The 20,341-nt window shown below is 36.0% G+C and carries 24 protein-coding genes; all 24 read left to right on the top strand.

Annotated features, from left to right (window positions below):
* A partial coding sequence (locus tag M0Q17_RS06145; protein ID WP_295084620.1) for an enoyl-CoA hydratase/isomerase family protein occupies nucleotides 1-665 on the top strand: 665 nt, incomplete at its 5' end.
* Nucleotides 658-999, top strand: a complete 342-nt coding sequence (gene hypA, locus M0Q17_RS06140) for a hydrogenase maturation nickel metallochaperone HypA (RefSeq protein ID WP_295084616.1) — start codon at nucleotides 658-660, stop codon at nucleotides 997-999. The genes M0Q17_RS06145 and hypA, both read left to right, overlap by 8 nt.
* A gap of 156 nt (nucleotides 1,000-1,155) precedes the next feature.
* On the top strand, nucleotides 1,156-2,709 hold the full coding sequence (locus M0Q17_RS06135; protein ID WP_295084613.1) for a nickel-dependent hydrogenase large subunit: 1,554 nt from the start codon (nucleotides 1,156-1,158) through the stop codon (nucleotides 2,707-2,709).
* A gap of 9 nt (nucleotides 2,710-2,718) precedes the next feature.
* Nucleotides 2,719-3,666: a hydrogenase small subunit gene (locus M0Q17_RS06130; RefSeq protein ID WP_295084610.1), complete on the top strand. Its 948-nt coding sequence runs from the start codon at nucleotides 2,719-2,721 to the stop codon at nucleotides 3,664-3,666.
* A gap of 3 nt (nucleotides 3,667-3,669) precedes the next feature.
* Complete coding sequence (locus M0Q17_RS06125) at nucleotides 3,670-5,469, top strand: methyl-accepting chemotaxis protein (RefSeq protein WP_295084608.1); 1,800 nt, start codon at nucleotides 3,670-3,672, stop codon at nucleotides 5,467-5,469.
* 208 nt (nucleotides 5,470-5,677) lie between these two features.
* The gene (rplU, locus tag M0Q17_RS06120) at nucleotides 5,678-5,986 is read left to right on the top strand and encodes a 50S ribosomal protein L21 (RefSeq protein WP_295084605.1); all 309 of its coding nucleotides are present in this window, start codon (nucleotides 5,678-5,680) and stop codon (nucleotides 5,984-5,986) included.
* Nucleotides 5,987-6,012: 26 nt separating this feature from the next.
* Nucleotides 6,013-6,270, top strand: coding sequence for a 50S ribosomal protein L27 (rpmA, locus tag M0Q17_RS06115; RefSeq protein WP_295084602.1), 258 nt, complete (start codon nucleotides 6,013-6,015; stop codon nucleotides 6,268-6,270).
* Between the two features lie 141 nt (nucleotides 6,271-6,411).
* The gene (gene obgE, locus M0Q17_RS06110; protein WP_295084599.1) at nucleotides 6,412-7,518 is read left to right on the top strand and encodes a GTPase ObgE; all 1,107 of its coding nucleotides are present in this window, start codon (nucleotides 6,412-6,414) and stop codon (nucleotides 7,516-7,518) included.
* A 3-nt stretch (nucleotides 7,519-7,521) separates the two neighbouring features.
* Nucleotides 7,522-8,286, top strand: coding sequence for a glutamate 5-kinase (gene proB / locus M0Q17_RS06105; RefSeq protein WP_295084596.1), 765 nt, complete (start codon nucleotides 7,522-7,524; stop codon nucleotides 8,284-8,286).
* Complete coding sequence (gene fmt / locus M0Q17_RS06100; RefSeq protein WP_295084593.1) at nucleotides 8,286-9,194, top strand: methionyl-tRNA formyltransferase; 909 nt, start codon at nucleotides 8,286-8,288, stop codon at nucleotides 9,192-9,194. The genes proB and fmt overlap by 1 nt, the downstream gene beginning before the upstream one ends.
* Entirely contained in the window at nucleotides 9,175-9,810 is a 636-nt protein-coding gene (locus M0Q17_RS06095) for a biotin--[acetyl-CoA-carboxylase] ligase (protein ID WP_295084590.1), read from the top strand. Before fmt ends, M0Q17_RS06095 begins: the two co-directional genes overlap by 20 nt.
* On the top strand, nucleotides 9,807-10,592 hold the full coding sequence (locus tag M0Q17_RS06090) for an AAA family ATPase (protein WP_295084587.1): 786 nt from the start codon (nucleotides 9,807-9,809) through the stop codon (nucleotides 10,590-10,592). The genes M0Q17_RS06095 and M0Q17_RS06090 overlap by 4 nt, the downstream gene beginning before the upstream one ends.
* The gene (locus M0Q17_RS06085) at nucleotides 10,589-11,431 is read left to right on the top strand and encodes a ParB/RepB/Spo0J family partition protein (RefSeq protein ID WP_295084584.1); all 843 of its coding nucleotides are present in this window, start codon (nucleotides 10,589-10,591) and stop codon (nucleotides 11,429-11,431) included. Before M0Q17_RS06090 ends, M0Q17_RS06085 begins: the two co-directional genes overlap by 4 nt.
* A 125-nt stretch (nucleotides 11,432-11,556) precedes the next feature.
* Nucleotides 11,557-11,979, top strand: coding sequence for a FoF1 ATP synthase subunit B' (locus M0Q17_RS06080; RefSeq protein WP_295084581.1), 423 nt, complete (start codon nucleotides 11,557-11,559; stop codon nucleotides 11,977-11,979).
* A 9-nt stretch (nucleotides 11,980-11,988) separates the two neighbouring features.
* Entirely contained in the window at nucleotides 11,989-12,507 is a 519-nt protein-coding gene (locus tag M0Q17_RS06075) for a F0F1 ATP synthase subunit B (protein ID WP_295084578.1), read from the top strand.
* Between the two features lies 1 nt (nucleotide 12,508).
* Nucleotides 12,509-13,042 (top strand): F0F1 ATP synthase subunit delta, encoded by a 534-nt coding sequence (locus tag M0Q17_RS06070; protein WP_295084575.1) that lies wholly within the window; start codon nucleotides 12,509-12,511, stop codon nucleotides 13,040-13,042.
* A gap of 23 nt (nucleotides 13,043-13,065) precedes the next feature.
* Nucleotides 13,066-14,583, top strand: a complete 1,518-nt coding sequence (gene atpA, locus M0Q17_RS06065; RefSeq protein ID WP_295084572.1) for a F0F1 ATP synthase subunit alpha — start codon at nucleotides 13,066-13,068, stop codon at nucleotides 14,581-14,583.
* Between the two features lie 10 nt (nucleotides 14,584-14,593).
* Complete coding sequence (gene atpG, locus M0Q17_RS06060; protein WP_295084569.1) at nucleotides 14,594-15,481, top strand: ATP synthase F1 subunit gamma; 888 nt, start codon at nucleotides 14,594-14,596, stop codon at nucleotides 15,479-15,481.
* 11 nt (nucleotides 15,482-15,492) lie between these two features.
* Entirely contained in the window at nucleotides 15,493-16,887 is a 1,395-nt protein-coding gene (gene atpD, locus M0Q17_RS06055; RefSeq protein ID WP_295084566.1) for a F0F1 ATP synthase subunit beta, read from the top strand.
* Between the two features lie 16 nt (nucleotides 16,888-16,903).
* Nucleotides 16,904-17,296 (top strand): ATP synthase F1 subunit epsilon, encoded by a 393-nt coding sequence (atpC, locus tag M0Q17_RS06050; RefSeq protein WP_295084563.1) that lies wholly within the window; start codon nucleotides 16,904-16,906, stop codon nucleotides 17,294-17,296.
* Between the two features lie 171 nt (nucleotides 17,297-17,467).
* Nucleotides 17,468-17,866 (top strand): MotA/TolQ/ExbB proton channel family protein, encoded by a 399-nt coding sequence (locus M0Q17_RS06045; RefSeq protein WP_295084560.1) that lies wholly within the window; start codon nucleotides 17,468-17,470, stop codon nucleotides 17,864-17,866.
* Between the two features lie 2 nt (nucleotides 17,867-17,868).
* Nucleotides 17,869-18,261 carry a biopolymer transporter ExbD gene (locus tag M0Q17_RS06040; RefSeq protein WP_295084557.1) on the top strand — a complete coding sequence of 131 codons (393 nt, stop codon included), beginning with the start codon at nucleotides 17,869-17,871 and terminating at the stop codon, nucleotides 18,259-18,261.
* Nucleotides 18,254-19,021, top strand: a complete 768-nt coding sequence (locus M0Q17_RS06035; protein ID WP_295084554.1) for a TonB C-terminal domain-containing protein — start codon at nucleotides 18,254-18,256, stop codon at nucleotides 19,019-19,021. The genes M0Q17_RS06040 and M0Q17_RS06035 overlap by 8 nt, the downstream gene beginning before the upstream one ends.
* 3 nt (nucleotides 19,022-19,024) lie before the next feature.
* Nucleotides 19,025-20,275, top strand: coding sequence for a Tol-Pal system protein TolB (tolB, locus tag M0Q17_RS06030; RefSeq protein ID WP_295084551.1), 1,251 nt, complete (start codon nucleotides 19,025-19,027; stop codon nucleotides 20,273-20,275).
* Nucleotides 20,276-20,341: the final 66 nt, after the last annotated feature.

The raw sequence follows: 20,341 nt of genomic DNA, 5'->3' as shown, positions 1-20,341 counted from the left end.
TGGGGGGAGAGGATTTTTTTAGTAATGGCATCCATCTAAATATCTTACAAGATTCAAAAAAGCAGGGCGAGGATGGTTGGAGCAATATAAATGCTATGAATGATGTAGTAAAGTCCATACTCTTTGCAGATGAAGTTATAACAATCGCATCTCTACATAGAAATGCAGGAGCAGGTGGAGTCTTTTTGGCACTCGCTTGTGACTTCGTAGTAGCACAAGAGGGAGTGGTTTTAAATCCGCACTATAAAACTTTGGGGCTAAGTGGGAGTGAATATCACACTTTCTCACTAGCTAAAAGAGTTGGCGAGAAAAAAGCAGGTAAACTTTTAGATGAGTGTCTGCCCATCAGTGCAAATAGTGCACTTAAGATAGGAATGCTCGATAAAGTTTTTGAAAATAATGATTATTTTGAATTTTTAAACGAATTTGCTCAAAATTTGTGCGAGGATAAAGAGATTTATAGTGATTTTTTATATGAAAAAGAGGAGTATCTATCCCAAAATGTCTCTATGATAGAGCAGAAAAAAGAGGAAGAGTTAAAAATCATGCATCCAGAGTTTTGGGATGAAGATAGCTCCTTTCACAAACTAAGATATGATTTTGTATATAAAGTCTGCTCCATTGAAACACCCCAAAGATTAAAATCAAGGAATACGGATGCATGAGTATAGTATAGTTCAGTCTCTTTTGGACTCTTGCGAAGAGAACGCACTGAAAAACAATGCAAAAAAAGTAACTAAAGTTGTAGTAAAAATTGGTGTTATGAGCGGAGTTGAACCTGAACTTTTAAGAACTGCGTTTGAGACATTTAAGGAAAAGACACTCTGCGAGGAAGCGGAGTTTATTATAAATATCCAGCAAATTGTTATAAAATGTAACAAATGTCTAAGGGAAGCCGTTTTAAAAAGTACAGAGTATTGTTGTCCGACATGTAAAGATACGGATATTGATATTCTTGATGGGGAAGATATGTATCTGATGCAGTTAGAACTTGAATAGATATAAAGTATGGTTGGTTAGTATAAAATTTTAAGCTTTTTCTTTATTCCACATATTTTTCAATAAAAACAAATATAACCTTTATGAATAATTTAATATTTAAAATTGTATTATGCAGTAAAGTTTATTTTAATTTTGTTGTTTAAGGGGTGTTAAATGAGCGAAAGAAAAATCACTATAGATCCGCTGACAAGGATAGAGGGGCATCTTAAGTTTGAGACGATAATCAAAGATGGGGTTGTTACGGACGCTAAGTGTTCTGCGGAGATGTATAGGGGAATCGAAAAAGCACTTATAGGTTACGATGCTAGAGTTGCACAACAAGTTACTCAAAGAGTTTGTGGTGTTTGTCCCTATGCACACGCTGAAGCAGCTTCTCTTGCACTTGAGAATGCTATGGGAATAAAACCAAACCACAACGGACAGCTACTAAGAAATATGATTGTCGGTGCTTATCAGCTTCAAGACCATCTGCTACATTTTTATATTTTAAGCGCGTTAGATTTTATCGACATAACTGCGGTATTAAAATATGAGGGAGATGATGATAGCGTCTTAAGTGTAAAAAAATGGGTTCAAAACGAACTAAAAAGCAATAAAATATTCCCTGCAGCTCCTTTTTTACCGCGATATGAAGCGATGTACGCAAAAGGAAATAACACTAACTTCACCGCAATAAAAAATTACCTAGAAGCTATTAAGGTTATGGCTGATTTGACAAAAGCAGTTGCAATTTTCGGGGCAAAAGCACCACATCCTGTAACACTTGAAGCTGGCGGAGTAACAACTATTCCTACTATAGGAAAACTTGCAAAGTATAGATCTTTGATAATAAGTGCTAGAAATTTTATAAAAGATAATTACCTAAACGATATTATAGCCGTAGCAAAAGAGTTTCCTGAGTATTTTAAAATAGGCGCAGGATATGGAGACTACCTCTCTTATCCCTATTTGCCCGATGAAAATGGGGAAAATCATCTTTTTGTAGGCGGCTCAACAATAGATGGCAAGTATGAAGAACTTGATTTGAAAAACATCTTTGAAGACCATAAATACTCTTATTACAAATCCAAACCAGATTCCAACGTAAGACCTCTTGACTCTACAGATTTGACACCTATAAATTATGAAGAGTTTAAAGAGGAGCAGAAAAAAGAGGGTGGAAAATATAGTTGGTCAAGAGCGCCTCGTTATAAAGGTAAGATTATGGAAGTGGGTCCGGTTGCAAGAGTTATAAACACTTATAAAAGCGGTAAAAACAAAAAGCTAAATACTCTTGTGGATTCTATAAATAAAAAATTGGGACTTACCTTTAAAGAGTATAACTCTGTTTTGGGAAGACATCTTTGTCGGGCAATTATGGCAACTACAATAATTGATAAAATCTTAGAAGATACAGAAAAAGTGATTCCAGATGAACTCGCATTCGTAGAGAGAGCTGTTCCAAAAAATGCGGTTGGATTTGGACTTACCGAAGCAACTAGGGGAGCCTTGGCACACTGGATAGAGACTGATGAGAACGGTCTTATTAAAAACTATGACATGATTGTACCTACCACTTGGAACATCTCGCCAAAAGATGCAAGTGGAGCTCTTGGAGCTGTAGAGAAGATGCTTATGGGTACGAAAATCAAAGACCCCGATAATCCTATAGAGTTGGCAAGAATAGTAAGATCTACAGATCCATGTCTTGCATGTTCGGTTCATTAAGGAGACAAAATGGCTATTTTAACAAGAAGAGATGCAATAAAGCAGATGTTAAAAGTTATAGCTGCAGTTGGAGCGGCAAACTTTTTTACAGTTCAAGACCTCATAGCTATGGAAAATGGAAGAATGATAAAGCCAAATATTGTTTGGCTGCATGGATCTTCATGTTCTGGTTGTTCAACCTCCTTTTTAAACATTGAAGATGTCTCTGTGCTTGATATTCTCACAAGATACACAAATATTATTTATCATCCCGACATCTCTTTAGCAACTGGAAAACAAGTCACAGAGATACTCAACAAAGCTTCTAAAGAGTTAAAAGATAACTATCTTTTTGTAGTAGAGGGTTCTATCCCTGTTGCGATGCCTCATGCTTGTATGATGGGTGATAGACCTATTATGGAGTGGATGGAGCAGATGAGTGCTAGCGCTTCTGCTTGTGTTGCTGGCGGAACATGTGCTGCATTTGGAGGAATCACTGGAATGCAAGGGATGGATGCTGGCGTTATGTCCATCGGCAAATTTACAAAATATAAAAACATAAACAAACCTGTCGTATCTCTGCCAAATTGTCCTATGAAGCCTGAACATTTAGTTTATGTCATTTTTCATTATGCAAAATTCAAAACTATTCCAGAGCTTGATGCAGAGGGAAGACCGCTTAGATTTTTTTCTCAAACCGTTCATGAGAGGTGCATCTACTACTCTGAGTTTCAAGAGAAAAACTATGCAAAAAAAATCGGTGATTCTGGCTGTCTGCTTAAGCTCGGTTGTCAAGGGCCCGTTACAAAAAATGATTGTATGACGATTGGACACAATAATAACACAAATACATGTATAAAAGCCGGTCATCCCTGCATAGGGTGTGCAAGCGAGCACTTTCCAAGGCAGATTATGCTTCACACTTTCAAGGATGAAAGAGCCATATCTAAGTTTAGACATTTTAAGTTTAAGGGGTAAATCATGCAAAAGAGAAGCTTTTTTGAAACCATCTTATTTAAACTCTCTTTCCCCCTCGTTTTTAGTGTTATAGCCATCTCTATTATCTCTATAACGCTCAACTATTATCTTCAAAAACAAAAACTTGAGGAGATGATAGAGGATAAGGGGTCTGCTATTTTACATAACTATATTGTCTCTTCAAGAGATTCGCTTGCACGAGGTCAGCGTAAAACATTTCAAGCTACAATGGACAATATTGCGCTCCTTGAGGGTGTAAAGGAGACTGTTTTATATGCATCTTCTGGGCTTATGAATTACAAATCAAATGAGGTAACTGTAGGAAAACCATTTGTTCACAAAGAAGGCGGCTTTTACAATCCAAATAAAGAAATTTATGAACAAACAAATGGAAGGTATCTTCGAACAGACTGGAGCGATAAGCCTCTTGAGGAGTCGGCGGGGTTTCATGGAAGCACCTTGATGGATAAAGAGAAAAAATGTAGCAGTTGTCACTTTGAAATCGATAGGAGTTTAGAGTTTATAAACAACAAAACCTATAAGATAGATGAAGCAGATGATACCTCTACTTTTTATGAAAAAATTATCGCTGAAAAAGGGTGTATCGCTTGCCATACGAACTGGAAAGAGGGCGATGTCTCCGGCTATCTTGGAGTGAGTATCTCTAATAAGAAAATGAGAGATCAAGTTAAAGATAACATGTGGAATTTTACGTTTACACTAGTTACGATTGCATTTATAATCATTGTTATTGCACTTATCGTCTCTTTAAAGTTTAAAAGTAAACTGCTACTTTTACTAGATGGGGTTAAAAATTTAAATGAAAAAAATGGTTCACGCATAGAGATTAAAGAAAATGATGAGATTAAAGATATCGCTTATGAGTTCAATCGCTATATAAAGAACATGGAAGATGGTGCAATACAAGATAATGAGCTTATTGCTAACCTCTCTGACGTTGCCTCAAAAACAGCTAAAGGCGATATGACAAAAAGAGTTGAAGTAGATGCGAGCAGCGAATCTCTAAATAGACTCAAAGATATTGTCAACTCTATGCTTGATGCTATGAATGCAAATATCCAAAAAGTGCTTGAAGTGCTTAAGAGTTATGAGAATGATAACTTTAAGGCGACTGTAGAAATAGCGGATACAACAGGAAGAGTCAAAGAACTTTTTGAGAGCACAAACAGTTTAGGCAAAGCACTCTCAAAAGCGAGCAGACAGGAACTTGAAGATGGGCATAGCTTAGAGAAACAATCTCTTAAGCTCTCTGAAAACATGACATTGTTGACATCTTCAGCGCAAGATCAAGCACAAAAACTCAAAGAGACTTCAAAAATAATGGAGTCAATTACAGTTGCAATAAATGAGATTGTTCTTAGAACCAACAGTGTTGTAAGCCAATCCGAGGATATAAAATCAGCAATAAGCGTAATCCGTGATATCGCAGACCAAACCAATCTTTTGGCACTAAATGCTGCTATTGAAGCAGCGCGAGCAGGAGAGCATGGTAGAGGATTTGCTGTTGTTGCAGGTGAGGTAACTAGCCTTGCTGAAAAAACACAAAAAAGCCTTAATGAAATTACTGCAACAGTGGGTATCATGACGGGTTCTATCAATGAAGTAAGTTCAACGATGCAGGAGCAGTCTCAAGCAGTTTCAAATATTAACGACACGATTGGTACGCTTGAGGAGACAACACAAAAAAATGCAGATAACGCAAAAGAGGTAAGTGAGATAGTAACGCAAACCAAAGAGATGGCTGGACGATTTGTTCACAATGCTAAATCTAAAGAGTTTTAGAGTTGTAAAAGTTAAGATATAAAATATTTAGGATTCGTGACCAAAAAAGTTCTATGAGAGTAAGAATATTAAAATATATTTTTATGATTAAACAATACTTAAAGCTTGTAAGAGTATAATTCCGAACTTTTTGTAGAAACAAAACCAATGGGAATGTAGATTATGCGCCCACGGGGACCCAAGTATTTAAAGATTTAAGGAATTGTACATGTACGCAATTATCAAAAACGGTGGCAAGCAGTATAAAGTTCAAGAGGGCGATATTTTATTGTTTGATAAAATGTCTCTTGAACCTAAAGCTTCTATCGAGATTAAAGAAGTTCTAGCTGTTAACGCAGGCGAGCTTAAAGTTGGAGCACCTTTCGTTGAAGGCGCTGTTGTAACTGCTGAGGTTATTAATGAGGGGCGTGAGAAGAAAGTTGTAACTTTTAAAAAGCGTCGTCGTAAAGACTCTAAAGTAAAAAGAGGCTTTAGAAGAGATTATACGCGTGTTCGTATTACAAAAATAGCAGCATAAGCTAAAAAAACTTAAGGAGATTTAAGATGGCACATAAGAAAGGTCAAGGTAGTACACAGAATAATCGTGATTCGGCTGGTAGAAGACTTGGTGTTAAGAAGTATGGTGGAGAGGCTGTAATAGCTGGTAACATCATTATTCGCCAAAGAGGAACTAAGGTTCACCCGGGTAAAAATGTTGGTATGGGAAAAGACCATACAATTTTTGCTTTGGTTGATGGAGTTGTATCATTTCACAGAAAAGATAAAAAACGCCAACAAGTTTCAATAATCCCCGCTGCATAATTCTACCAATATTTGAGCTAAGGCTCAAATATTTCTACTTCAAACATTGGGCTATACGCCTAAAAAGCTTTAAATATTTAACAGTTTACTTTTTATTGTTAATAGTAAATTTTTAAGTATTAAACATCAAGGAAAATATATATGTTTACAGATAGCGTTGAACTAACAGTCTCCTCTGGAAAAGGCGGTCAAGGGTGTGTTGCATTTCGTCGTGAAAAATTTGTCGTAAACGGCGGACCAAATGGCGGAGATGGTGGCAAGGGCGGAGATATTTGGTTTAAGTGTGATAACAACACGCATACGCTCTCTCATTTTCAAAAAAAGATGCATATAAAAGCTGATAACGGTGTTCCGGGAGAAGGCTCAAATATGAACGGAAAATCCGGTGTTAAAAAGGTTATCATAGTACCGCCGGGAACGCAGATAATCGACCTAGAGAGCGGGGAAGTGCTGTTTGATATGCTAGAGGATGGGCAAGAGGAGCTTTTTATAATGGGCGGAAAAGGTGGGCTTGGAAACACTCACTTTAAATCATCCACAAATCAAAGACCTACTTACGCTCAACCGGGGCAAAAGGGAGAGACAAGAAGAATTAAGCTTGACCTTAAACTTATAGCTGATGTCGGCTTAGTAGGCTTTCCAAATGTTGGCAAATCTACTCTTATCTCAACTGTCTCAAATGCTCGTCCTGAGATTGCAAATTATGAGTTTACAACACTTACGCCAAAACTCGGGCAGGTAAATATAGGCGATTTTGAGTCGTTTATTATGGCTGATATTCCCGGTATTATAGGCGGAGCACATGAGGGAAAAGGTCTTGGAATAGAGTTTTTAAGACATATAGAAAGAACAGAGATTCTTCTTTTCATGGTTGATTTGGCATCATATAGAGATTTAAAAGAGCAGATAGAGACGCTAAAAGAAGAAGTGGCAGCGTTTTCAGACAAATTGGCACAGAGTAAATATGCTATTGCCTTAACTAGAGTTGACGTAGTGCCTCCGAATGAAATAGAAGAGTTGGTTAAGAGTTTTTTAGAGATAGTTGGAGTTAAAGCAAACAAAGATAGTGATATTGGTTTTGATGAGACAATGCCATATTTTATTCAAAAAACAGCAGATGGGACACTTGGCTATAACAGAGAACTTCCATACTTTGTAGTGCCTATCTCCTCGGCTACAAATAAAAATATAGAGCCGCTTAAAAATGCTCTTTTTAAATTAGTCCAATCAAAAAGATTAGAGTCCTAAAAAATGAAAAGAGTAGTCGTAAAAGTAGGAAGTGCTGTTTTAACACAAAATGACTCTATCGCTCTAGGGAGAATGAAGGATTTAGTAGATTTTTTATGCGAACTTAGAGAGACAAACGAAGTTATTTTAGTCTCCTCTGGAGCGGTAGCAGCAGGGTACACCTCTTTAAAGCTAGATAGAAGCATACTGCAAAACAAGCAGGCGTTAGCTTCAATAGGGCAGCCGATACTTATGAACAAATATAGTAAGAAGTTTGGAGTGCATGATGTGTTAACTGCGCAGGTTTTAGTAACCGCTGCAAACCTTCAAAGAGAAGATGAGATACAAAGAATCAAAGATACAGTCAATACTCTTCTCTCAAACGGCGTTATCCCCATTATCAATGAAAATGATGCAACCTCCACAAAGGAGCTAGTTGTTGGAGACAATGACCAGCTTTCAGCATATATTACAAAATATACCGACTCAGATTTGCTTATAATTCTCTCAGATATTGATGCCTACTATGATAAAGATCCAAGAAAATTTACAGATGCAAAAATATTTAAAACCGTGCATAGCATAAATCAAAATGAGCTTGAAAAAGAGGCGACTCCTCATGGCGCTTTTGCTACAGGCGGAATATTGACGAAACTAAAAGCTGCAAACTATCTTTTAGGACATGGAATAGACATGGTTCTTACAAGCGGATACGATTTAAGCGACATTAAAAGTCTTATGTTACAAAACAGACATGCAGGCGGAACTCTTTTTACTAAGGAGAAGTGATGAAAATAATTTTCATGGGAACACCGGAGTATGCAGGACGGATTTTAGAAAAAATTATCAGCACAAAAGATATGGAAGTTGTTGGTGTATATACCCAGCCTGATAAGCCTGTAGGACGGAAAAAAGTTCTTACTCCTCCCATCGTAAAAACTATAGCACTGCAAAATAACATTATCGTTTATCAACCAAATAGATTAAGAGATGCAGCAACGATTACAGAGTTGAAAAAAATAGAGTGTGACTATATAGTGGTTGCCGCTTATGGACAGATACTTCCACGTGAAATATTAGAACATGCCCCTTGCATAAATCTTCATGCTTCAATACTACCGAACTACAGGGGTGCTAGCCCGATACAGCAAATTCTCTTAAATGCAGACAGTAAAACAGGCGTAACTGCTATGCTTATGGATGAGGGGCTTGATACTGGAGATATTATAAAGATTCAAGAGATTGACGTTGATGCAAATGAGATGTCAGAGTCGCTCTTTGATAGGCTTACGGATACTGCATGTGAGTTAATTGTTGACGTGCTGAAGAATTTTAATAAATATACGCCCAAAAAACAGGACGATTCAACCTCCTCACACTGCACAAAAATTACCAAACAAGATGGGGAAGTTTCGTTTGCTGATGCTGAGGCTCTCTTTAATAAGTATCGTGCATTTACACCTTGGCCGGGCATTTACCTTGCCTCTGGACTTAAACTAAAGAAGATAAAATTAGTTGAAAACCAGAGTGAAAATGAGAGTGGAAAAATCCTGCAAATAGAAAAAGATTCTATTATCGTCGGATGTAAAAAGGGGAGAATTCGCATTTATAGAGTACAGCCGGAATCAAAAAATGAGATGGATGTTCTCTCTTATATAAACGGCAAAAGAGTAAGTGTTGCAGATACTCTCTCTTGACAGCGTAGATTCAACACAAAAATATTTAAAAGAGTTGATGCTAGAGGACAAAATTTCTCCACCTTGTGCAGTTATGGCGAATTTTCAAACAGCCGGAGTGGGAAGCAGAGAAAACTCTTGGAATGGAGTACGGGGTAATCTCTTTTTATCCTTTGCACTTGCACTAGAGGATTTGCCAAAAGATTTGAAACTTGAATCCGCATCTATATATTTTTCTTTTATTTTAAAGGAGACATTAGAAGATTTCGGATCTGCCCTATGGCTAAAATGGCCTAACGATTTTTATATAAATAACAAAAAAGTCGGCGGAATGATTACAAATTTGGTTAAAAACAGCCTGCTTTGCGGGGTTGGATTAAACATGGCAAAAGCACCGAATAATTTTACGAAATTAGATGTGGATTTACACAGAGATGAACTTATAAAAAGATATTTTTTAAATATAGAAAAAAAGAGCTCATGGAAGCAAGTTTTTAGTAAATATGAGTTAGAATTTTATAAGAATCAAAAATTTTATACACACAGCAAAAGTTTAAAAATTTCTTTAGAAAATGCGTCACTGCAGAGCGATGGTTCTGTTGTAATCAACGGCGAGAGGATATATAGTCTAAGATGAGTGAAGTAATTGTAATTGCAAATCAAAAAGGCGGTGTCGGTAAAACAACTACAGCCGTAAACTTAGCTGCCTCACTTGCAGTTGCAGAAAAAAAAGTTCTTTTAATAGACTCAGACCCTCAGGCAAACGCCACTACGTCTTTGGGATTTCACAGAAATGATTATGAATTTAACCTGTATCATGTACTTATTGGAACAAAAAAATTAAAAGATATTATACTAAAATCAGAACTTCCGACTCTTCATTTGGCACCATCAAATATCGGACTTGTGGGAATAGAAAAAGAGTATTATGATGCACAAAATTCCAAAGGGCGCGAGCTTGTTTTGAAAAAAGCGATAGCAAATGTCCTCAAGGATTATGACTATATTATTATAGACTCTCCTCCGGCTTTAGGACCTATGACGATAAATGCTCTTTCAGCTTCAAACTCGGTAATAATTCCTATACAGTGTGAATTTTTTGCGCTCGAGGGTTTAGCACAGCTGTTAAACACTGTAAAACTTGTGAGAAAATCAATAAATCAAAAATTAAATATCAGAGGTTTTTTGCCAACAATGTTTAGTGCTCAAAATAATCTCTCTAAACAGGTTTTTGCAGATTTGAAACAGCATTTTGATAGTAAACTTTTTAAAGATTCAAGCGGAGAGATTATAGTGGTTCCAAGAAATGTAAAACTAGCGGAGTCACCGTCATTTGGCAAACCTGCCATTCTTTATGATGTAAAATCGATAGGTTCAATATCTTATCAAAATTTAGCACAAGCGATTATGAAAGCATGAAGTCACAAAAACTAGGCAGAGGATTGGGCGCACTTTTAGGTGAAATAGACGAAGCGTATGAAAATGAGATTTCTCAAAAAGATTCGATTATAGAGATTCCTCTAAAAGATATAAGACCAAATCCGTTTCAACCGAGAAAGCATTTTGAAGAGAGTTCTCTTTATGAGCTTAGCGAATCTATAAAAAATGATGGATTGCTTCAACCTATAGTAGTGACAGAAGATGTTGATGGGTATGTTTTGATTGCAGGAGAGAGAAGATTGCGCGCATCAAAACTAGCAAAGTTAAAAACTATTCGTGCAATTATTTTAAATAGTGACGAACAGAAGATGAGACAATTCGCTCTTATAGAAAATATCCAAAGAGATGAGTTAAACTCGATTGAGCTGGCTCATGCGTATGGGGAGCTTATCAAGCTTCATGAGATTACACAAGAAGAGTTATCTGCTAAAATTCATAAAAGTAGAACACACATTACAAATACTATAAGACTTTTGCAACTTTCACAAAAAACACAAAGAGCACTTGTAGAGAAGAAGATAAGTACAGGGCACGCTAAGGTTTTAGTAGGTTTAGATGAGAAGCAACAACAGTTGATTGTAAACTCAATAATTGGGCAAAAACTGAGTGTTAGAGAAGTTGAGACAACTATAAAAAGTATAAAAAATTCAAAACCCGAAACTGCTCCAAAAGCAGAGGCTTCATTATATAATTTTAATAATATAAAAGATAGATTATCAGAACTTGGTTTTAAAAGCAGAAGTTCAAATAAGAGTTTAACTATAGATTTTCAAAACAGAGAACAAATAGATAATTTTTTAGACTTATTTTTAAAATAAAACAGTAAAAATTGAAATAAATTTAAATTGCTTTTTAAAAATATAAAATTTTTTTAAATTTTTTGTCAGTTTAACAATTCTTTTAATTTTAACATAGTATAATCACGCAACTTTTAGGAGGTGCTATGTTAGATATAAATCCGATACTACTTGTAGTTACATTAATCGTGTTTCTTACGCTTATAGCCGTTCTGAACAGTTGGCTTTACAATCCATTATTTGCTTATATGAGTAAAAGAGATGAAGACATCAAAAAAGACCTTGAAAAAGTAGGTTCAAATGATGACGAAATCAAAGAATTTGAATCAAAAGCAGAGTCGATAATTGTAAACGCTAAACTAGAAGCTGCGGCCTTAAGAGAGAAAGTTATTACGGATGCTAAAGAGTTAGCAGAGAGTAAGTTAGAAGCAAAACGTGCTGAACTGGCTAGTCAGTACTTAGAGTTTGAGCAGTTACTCGCTCGTACTCGCGAACAGTTGGGCAGTGATTTAAAATTACAAGTTCCACTGTTCAAAGAAGCTGTAAAAGCTAAATTTAGTCAAATATAAGGATGTACTGTGAGTAGAATTTTAGTATTTATGCTAATGATATCAACCTATGCATTGGCATCTAGCGGCAGTGCAGAAAATGCAGGTACCGATATAGTACAAAGAACAGTAAACTTTTTACTGTTTGCAGGTCTTATCTGGTATCTTATTGCAGAACCTGTTAAAAATTATTTTGCATCAAGAAGTCAGGGAATCGCTGATGAAATGAAAAAAGTGCAAGATAAATTAAGAGAGACGGCAGCCTTGAAAAAAGACGCTCTTGCAAAAATAGCATCAGCAGAAAAGTTTGCACAAAACTTAACAGTCAGCTCAAAAAAAGAGAATAAAATTATCAATGATAGCATTATGTCTCAATGCGATGTTGATGTTGAAATAATGATAAAGCAACAAGCTGTTTTGATAGAATATGAACAAAGAAAAATGGTTCGAAGTGTTGTTGAAGAGATACTCAAAGAAGTTCTTAGTCAAAGTGATGAGAGCTTTGATAAAGAAGCCATGGCAAATGTTATCTTAAAGAAGGTGGCATAATATGGAAGAGTTAATCGCAAAAAGATATACAAAAGCTATTAAGCAAGATTCTGATGCACAGAAGATGCAAGATATAGCTTTTGTGTTCTCTATTTTAGCTAAAGCATTTGAAAATAAAAAATTTATTCAAATTATCAACAACCCTGATGTTAGTAAAAAACAAAAATCAGAAATCTTATTGGATGCAGTTAAGTCTGTTAACTTTAAAGAGGTTGAGAACTTAATAAAACTACTTGCTGAGCACAATCGTATCAATATTATTCCTGCAATTGCAGAAGTTATGAGAAAAGATATTGCTAATACAAACAAGAGTTATAGCGGAACTGTTTACAGCGATAGCGATATCGATGCTAAAGTCATAGCAGATTTAAGTAGCGGTTTAGGTAGTAAATTTGATTCAAAAATATTATTAAAGTTTGAAAAAGAGAGCTTTAACGGAATAAAAGTGGATGTTGAAGATTTAGGTATTGAGATTAGTTTCTCAAAATCAAGAATTAACAGTCAAATTATAGAACATATTGCAAAAGCAATTTAACTTTCAACGAGAGGAGATGTGTAGTGGTAGCAAAAATTCAGGCTGATGAAATCAGCTCAATAATTAAAGAGCGTATCGATAACTTTGAACTAAGTGTAGATATTAATGAGACGGGTAAAATTGTCTCTTATGCTGATGGTGTTGCGCAAGTTTACGGACTTAGCAACGTTATGGCTGGGGAGATGGTAGAGTTTGAAGAGGGAACAAGAGGTTTAGTTATGAACCTTGAAGAGAGCACGGTAGGGGTTGTTATCCTTGGACTAGGAGCAATGTTAAAAGAGGGTATGTCAGTTAAAAGATTAGGCAGACTTCTTCGTGTTCCAGTTGGTGATGCGCTTCTTGGACGCGTTGTAAATGCTCTTGGTGAACCAATTGACGGCAAAGGTCCTATTGAAACAAGCGAGACTCGTTTTGTTGAAGAAAAAGCTCCTGGTATTATGGATAGAAAATCTGTTCATGAGCCGCTAGCTACAGGTATTAAAGCTATTGATGCGCTTGTTCCGATCGGCAGAGGTCAACGTGAGCTTATTATCGGTGATAGACAAACAGGTAAGACAACTGTTGCTCTTGATGCTATCATTAACCAAAAAGGTAACGGCGTTGTATGTATTTATGTTGCAGTCGGTCAAAAAGAGTCAACTGTTGCACAAATCATCCGTCGTTTAGAAGAGCATGGTGCATTAGAATACACTATTATTGTTTCCGCTACTGCATCTGAAGCGGCAGCACTTCAATTTTTAGCACCATATACAGGTGTTACTATGGGTGAATACTTCCGTGATAACGCTAGACACGGTCTAATCGTATATGATGATTTAAGTAAACATGCGGTTGCTTATCGTGAGATGTCGCTTATACTTCGTCGTCCTCCGGGTCGTGAAGCATATCCGGGTGACGTTTTTTATATCCACTCTCGTCTTCTTGAAAGAGCTGCGAAAGTTTCTGATGAAAGAGGTGCAGGATCACTTACTGCGCTTCCTATTATTGAGACACAAGCTGGTGACGTTGCTGCATATATTCCAACTAATGTTATCTCAATTACAGATGGTCAGATTTTCCTTGAAACTGAACTATTTAACTCAGGTATTCGTCCGGCTATTAACGTTGGTCTTTCAGTTTCACGTGTTGGTGGAGCTGCTCAAATCAAGGCTACAAAGCAAGTCGCGGGAACACTAAGACTTGATTTGGCTCAGTATCGTGAACTTCAGGCATTTGCTCAGTTTGCATCTGATCTTGATGAGACATCTCGTAATCAGCTAGAGCGTGGACAAAGAATGGTAGAGGTTCTAAAGCAACCTCCATTTTCTCCACTCTCAGCTGAAAAGCAAGTTATGATTATATTTGCAGGAAATGAAGGTTTCTTAGATGATATGAATCCATCAAACATTGTTCGTTTTGAAGCAGAGATGTATCCTTTTGTTGAAGCATCTTATCCTCAAATATTTGAGAGTATTAGAAGCACTTCTAAAGTAGATGATGATACTAAAGCATTAATGAAAAAAGCACTTGAAGAGTTCAAAGCTAGCTTTGTAGTAGCGTAAGGAAAACTTTATGGCAAACTTGAAAGATATTCAAAGACAGATTAAGAGTGTTACTAACACTCAAAAGACGACTCGTGCTATGAAGCTTGTATCTACTGCAAAGCTTCGTCGTGCTGAAGAGTTAGCTAAACGCTCTCGTCTTTATGCTGCAAAAATGAATCAGGTAATTGCCGAAATAGCTGGACGTATTAAATGTAACAAAATTGGCGGACTCGACAATCGATGTTTTATAGAGATTGAAGATCCAAAAACAGTTGACATTGTTTTTGTAACTGCTGATAAGGGTTTATGTGGCGGTTTTAATATTCAAACTATTAAAGCTGTTAAAAAACTCTTAGCAGAGTATAAAGCAAAAAATGTAAAAGTGCGTTTACGTGGAATCGGTAAAAAAGGTATTGAGTTTTTTAAATATAATGAGGTTGAACTTTTTGACTCAGTTGCAAATCTTAGCTCGAATCCGGACAAAAATAATTCAGATGATTTTATAATCTCATCTATTGAAGATTTTAAAGATGGCAAAATAGATGCTTTACACATGGTATATAACGGTTATAAAAACATGATAACTCAAGAGTTGCATGTAAATAAAGTATTGCCTGTTGACTCAAGCCAATTTAAGTGTGATGAGCCAGAAAAATCTATGCTAGAGGTTGAGTCTCAAGATGAAGAGAAAATGTTGGATTCTTTAGTAAATAGATATGTTCAATATGCAATGTACTATGCGTTAATCGATTCTGTTGCTGCTGAACATAGTGCTAGAATGCAGGCCATGGATGCAGCTACTAATAATGCAAAAGATATGGTTAAGTCATTAAATGTTCAATTTAATAAAGCGAGACAAGCAGCAATTACTACAGAGCTTATAGAGATTATAAGCGGTGTAGAGTCTATGAAATAATGGAGAAAAATATGATTGGTAAAATAAGCCAGGTTATGGGCCCGGTTGTTGACGTTGATTTTGATGGATATCTTCCAATAATTAATGAAGCAATCGAAGTTAATATACATTTAGAAGGTACAGTAACTCGTTTAGTGCTTGAAGTTGCAGCACACTTAGGTGATGGTCGTGTTAGAACGATTGCTATGGATATGAGTGAAGGTTTAGTTCGCGGTATGGACGCAAAAGCTACAGGTGCGCCTATTAAAGTTCCTGTTGGAGAGAAAGTTCTTGGACGTATCTTTAACGTAATTGGCGAAACTATTGATAATGGTGAGCAAATTACGGATGCTCCTATGTGGTCAATCCACCGTGAACCTCCAAAATTGGTTGAACAATCAACTACTACAGAGATGTTTGAAACAGGAATTAAAGTTGTTGACCTTTTAGCGCCTTATTCTAAAGGTGGAAAAGTTGGCTTGTTTGGTGGTGCTGGTGTTGGTAAAACAGTTATTATTATGGAACTTATTCACAACGTTGCTATGGGACATGAAGGCCTATCTGTATTCGCTGGTGTTGGTGAGAGAACTCGTGAGGGTAACGACCTTTACCATGAGATGAAAGATTCTAACGTACTTGACAAAGTTGCACTGTGCTATGGTCAAATGAGTGAGCCTCCAGGAGCACGTAACCGTATCGCTTTAACTGGTCTTACTATGGCTGAATATTTTAGAGATGAAAAAGGATTAGATGTATTGATGTTTGTTGATAATATCTTCCGTTTTGCTCAATCTGGTTCAGAGATGTCAGCACTTCTTGGACGTATCCCTTCAGCAGTTGGTTATCAACCCACACTAGCTCGTGAAATGGGTGCTCTTCAAGATAGAATTACATCAACAAAAAATGGTTCAATCACTTCAGTTCAAGCTGTTTATGTACCAGCCGATGACTTAACTGACCCTGCTCCGGCTTCTGTTTTTGCTCACTTAGATGCAACTACGGTTCTTAACCGTAAAATTGCTGAAAAAGGTATCTATCCTGCGGTTGATCCATTGGATTCATCTTCAAGATTACTTGATCCTCAAATTTTAGGCGAAGAGCATTACAGTGTAGCTCGTGGTGTACAACAAACACTTCAAAAGTATAAAGACTTACAGGATATTATTGCAATTCTTGGTATGGATGAGCTTAGTGAAGATGATAAAAATATTGTTGAACGTGCTCGTAAAATTGAGAAATTTTTATCACAGCCGTTTTTCGTTGCCGAAGTATTTACAGGTTCTCCAGGTAAATATGTTTCTTTAGCAGACACTATTAAGGGCTTTAAAATGATCCTTAGCGGCGAATGCGACCATATGCCAGAGGGTTCTTTCTACATGGTTGGTGGTATAGATGAGGCAATTGAAAAAGCTGGAAAAATGAAGTAATTCATAAAGGACTGACATGAATAAGTTAAAACTTGAAATCCTTACTCCTAACGGCGTTATCTATAATGGTAATGCACTTAGCGTAACTCTTCCGGGTGAAGAGGGCGAGTTTGGAGTTCTAGCAGAACACTCTTGTTTGACTACACTGCTTGAAGCAGGTGTAGTTGATGTAGAGAAAGAGGATAAATCAGTCGAATCAATTCTTATCAGCTGGGGTGTTGTTCAGGTTGATGAAGAGAAAGTTATAGTATTAGTCGAGGGTGCAGTAGCAATTCGCGGAGAGACTGAAAGTGCTATTTCTAAAGCGCTAGAAGATGCGAAAAAGCTTATTAAATCTATTAAACAAGATAGCTCTGCAATTGCTACCGTTATGGCAAAACTTGAGTCGGCAGCACAAAATTTACTATAGATTATGATTAACGAAATAATTGATTTTTATATAAAAAGCCACTCAGTTACGCTGGGTGTTTTAGCCCTTTTAGCTATATATTTTATAGTGCTAAACTGGGTTTTTTTCTATCGATATTTTTCTCTTAATAGTTGGCTTGAGACAGAAAGCCGATCATTAGAGGGTCTTTTGATGGGTTCAACTGCAGTAAATTCACAATCTTTTTTAAGCAATTTTTTAAAAACAAGTACAAATACCTCAAAAGATATTTTAGCACTTGCTACATCTGCGGCTACTAAAGATGCTACAAAAGGTCTCTCGGTGCTTTCCGTATTTGCCTCTACTACTCCTTTTATAGGTCTTTTTGGAACGGTTGTTTCTATATTGGATACCTTTACGCATATTGGGCAAAGTAGCGGCGGCATGTCTGTGATAGCAAGTGGAGTCTCTGATGCATTAGTAGCAACAGCTGCCGGTATTTTTGTTGCAATTTTTGCATACACATATCATCAAATTCTTAAGAGAAAATCATATGAACTTATTAGTTTTATTGAGATGCAAAGCGACGCAATAATAGCTAGAAAAGTTTAACAATGGCTTATGACTGGGATGAAAAACCTGAACTAAACATCACTCCGCTTGTGGATGTGATGCTTGTTCTTTTAGCAATTATGATGGTTATTGCACCTAATATGATATATGAAGAGAGAATAAATCTTCCTCAAAGTTCAAAAACAAAATCATTATCTAAAATACCTCCTGTTCACATTACTATAGATAAAGATAAAAATTTAAAAGTTAATAAAGACAACTACCAACTCAATGCTTTTTTGGATAATTTTTTTCTCTATTCAAAAAAATTAGATTTAAAAGCAACTGTTCTTATTAGTGCAGATAAAAGTTTGGATTATGGTGTTGTTATGTCTGTATTGGCTGCTGTTAAACAGGCAGGTTTTACTGAGGTATCATTAGCTACTAATGGATAATAAAAACTCCTATTTCTATATTAGCGGAGCTATATCGCTATCTTTTTTTATATTTTTCTCACTACTTTTTTTGCTATTTATCACGTCATCAAAAGAGAAGAAAACCTTTGCTATGAAAAAAGAGAACTATATATCTATATCCATGGATATCCCAAAGATTCAAGCAAGTAGTGCTAAGAAAAGTGTTGATACTCCCATTAAAGAAGAGCCAGATATAAAGCCGGTTATAAAAGAGGAACCTAAAAAAGAGACAACTAAAGAGATTGAGAAAAAAACAAGAACAGTTGAAGATCTCTTTAGTGAAGTTTGGACCAAAGATATTAAAAAGACGCAGGAAGAAAAACCGACACCAGATAAGAGAGTGTTGAATGAAATTCAAAAAAAGATTCAAAAATCAGATATAAACAAAGCTGAATCAATTTCAAAAAGAATCCAGAGCCTAGATGCATCTAAAAAGGATGATGAGAGTTCAAAAAGCTCTACGGCAACAGAGGTTAATGAATATTTGGCTAAAATTCAAGCTTTAGTATACGAGTATTTTTATCCGCCTGAAAACTCGCAAGGCAACGCTGTGACAGCTGTTATTGAGCTTACTTCCATGGGAAAAGTAGTTGACTTTAGAATTCTGATATACTCGGAGAGTGATGCTCTAAATAGAGAGTGCGATAAGATAAAAGATAGACTCAGTAGTGTACTTTTTCCAAAAAGCCCTAATAATAGTTCAGGGGTATATAAAATAATTTTAATTTCTGAGGAGTAATATTTGAAAATATTAATTTCATTTTTCATGGCAATAACTTTTTTGTTTGCAAGTGACGCAACTATAGAGGTTATTAAAAAAGTTGATTCACTTCCATCATTGGCAATTGAGGATGCGTCTGTTAGTTATGAGGAGACTTTTAGAAATAAATTTTTTAAATCAATAGTTGCAGATTTAAATGTTCTTTCAATCTTTAACGTAGAGAGATTTCACCGCAAAGTTGACTATGATGCCAGTAGCGTATTGGTAGAAAATAAAGATATGAGCTATGTTTTAAGATATAAACTAATTGAGGACGATTCTCGCGCGTTAAATTTAGAGCTTAAGCTGATAAGCCAAGGCAGGGCTGTATTTAATAAAAACTATAAAGTTAATAATACAAACGTATATATGTTTGTTTCTCATTCAATTGCATATGACATAAATGAATTTATGGGAGAAGCTCCTGTTGAGTGGATGAAAAGAAAAGTTATCTTCTCAAGAATGACAGAGCCTCAAAAAAGTGAATTGGTTATAGCTGACTATACCCTAGCATATCAACATGTAGTTGTTAAAGGCGGTTTTAATATTTTTCCAAAATGGGCAAACAAGGAGCAGACCGCATTTTACTATACCTCTTTAGATGAGAAAAAGCCGACATTGAAGCATGTAGATATAAAAACAGGAAAAAGTAAAGTTATAAAATCTTCCGATGGAATGATGATATGTTCTGATGTAAATGATGACGGCAGTCAGTTGCTGTTGACTATGGCACCAGAAGGGCAGACCGACATCTACCTTTATGATGTTAAAACTAAAAGCACAAAAAAAATAACAACTTATGGCGGTATTGACGTAGGCGCTCAGTTTATGGGTAAAGAAAGTATAGTATTTGTTTCTGATCGCTTAGGATATCCGAATATTTTTTCAAAGAATATGAATACAGGAAGTGTTGAGCAGATGGTTCACTATGGAAAGAGCAATGCTGCATGTAGCGTATCTGGTCGGTATATAGTTTATAAAGCAAGAGAGAGTTCGGAATCTTTTGCAGACAATACATTTAACCTGCATATTATATCTACGGAGACAGATTTTATAAGAAGATTAACCGCAGTAGGTGTTAATGAATTTCCAAGATTTTCAGTTGATGGGGATGCAATTATTTTCATAAAGAACTATAAGTCTCAAAGTTCTATCGGGATTATTAGATTAAAACACAATAAAAATTATCTTTTTCCTCTAAAATATGGAAAAGTTCAGTCAATGGACTGGTAATCGCATGATTATAAAAAAATATTAATTTTATTTTGGTACAATCACGGCAACTAAATTTTAAGGTAG

Source organism: Sulfurimonas sp. (assembly GCF_023229105.1).
GTDB lineage: Bacteria > Campylobacterota > Campylobacteria > Campylobacterales > Sulfurimonadaceae > Sulfurimonas.
This window is presented reverse-complemented; position numbering and strand designations above follow the sequence as displayed.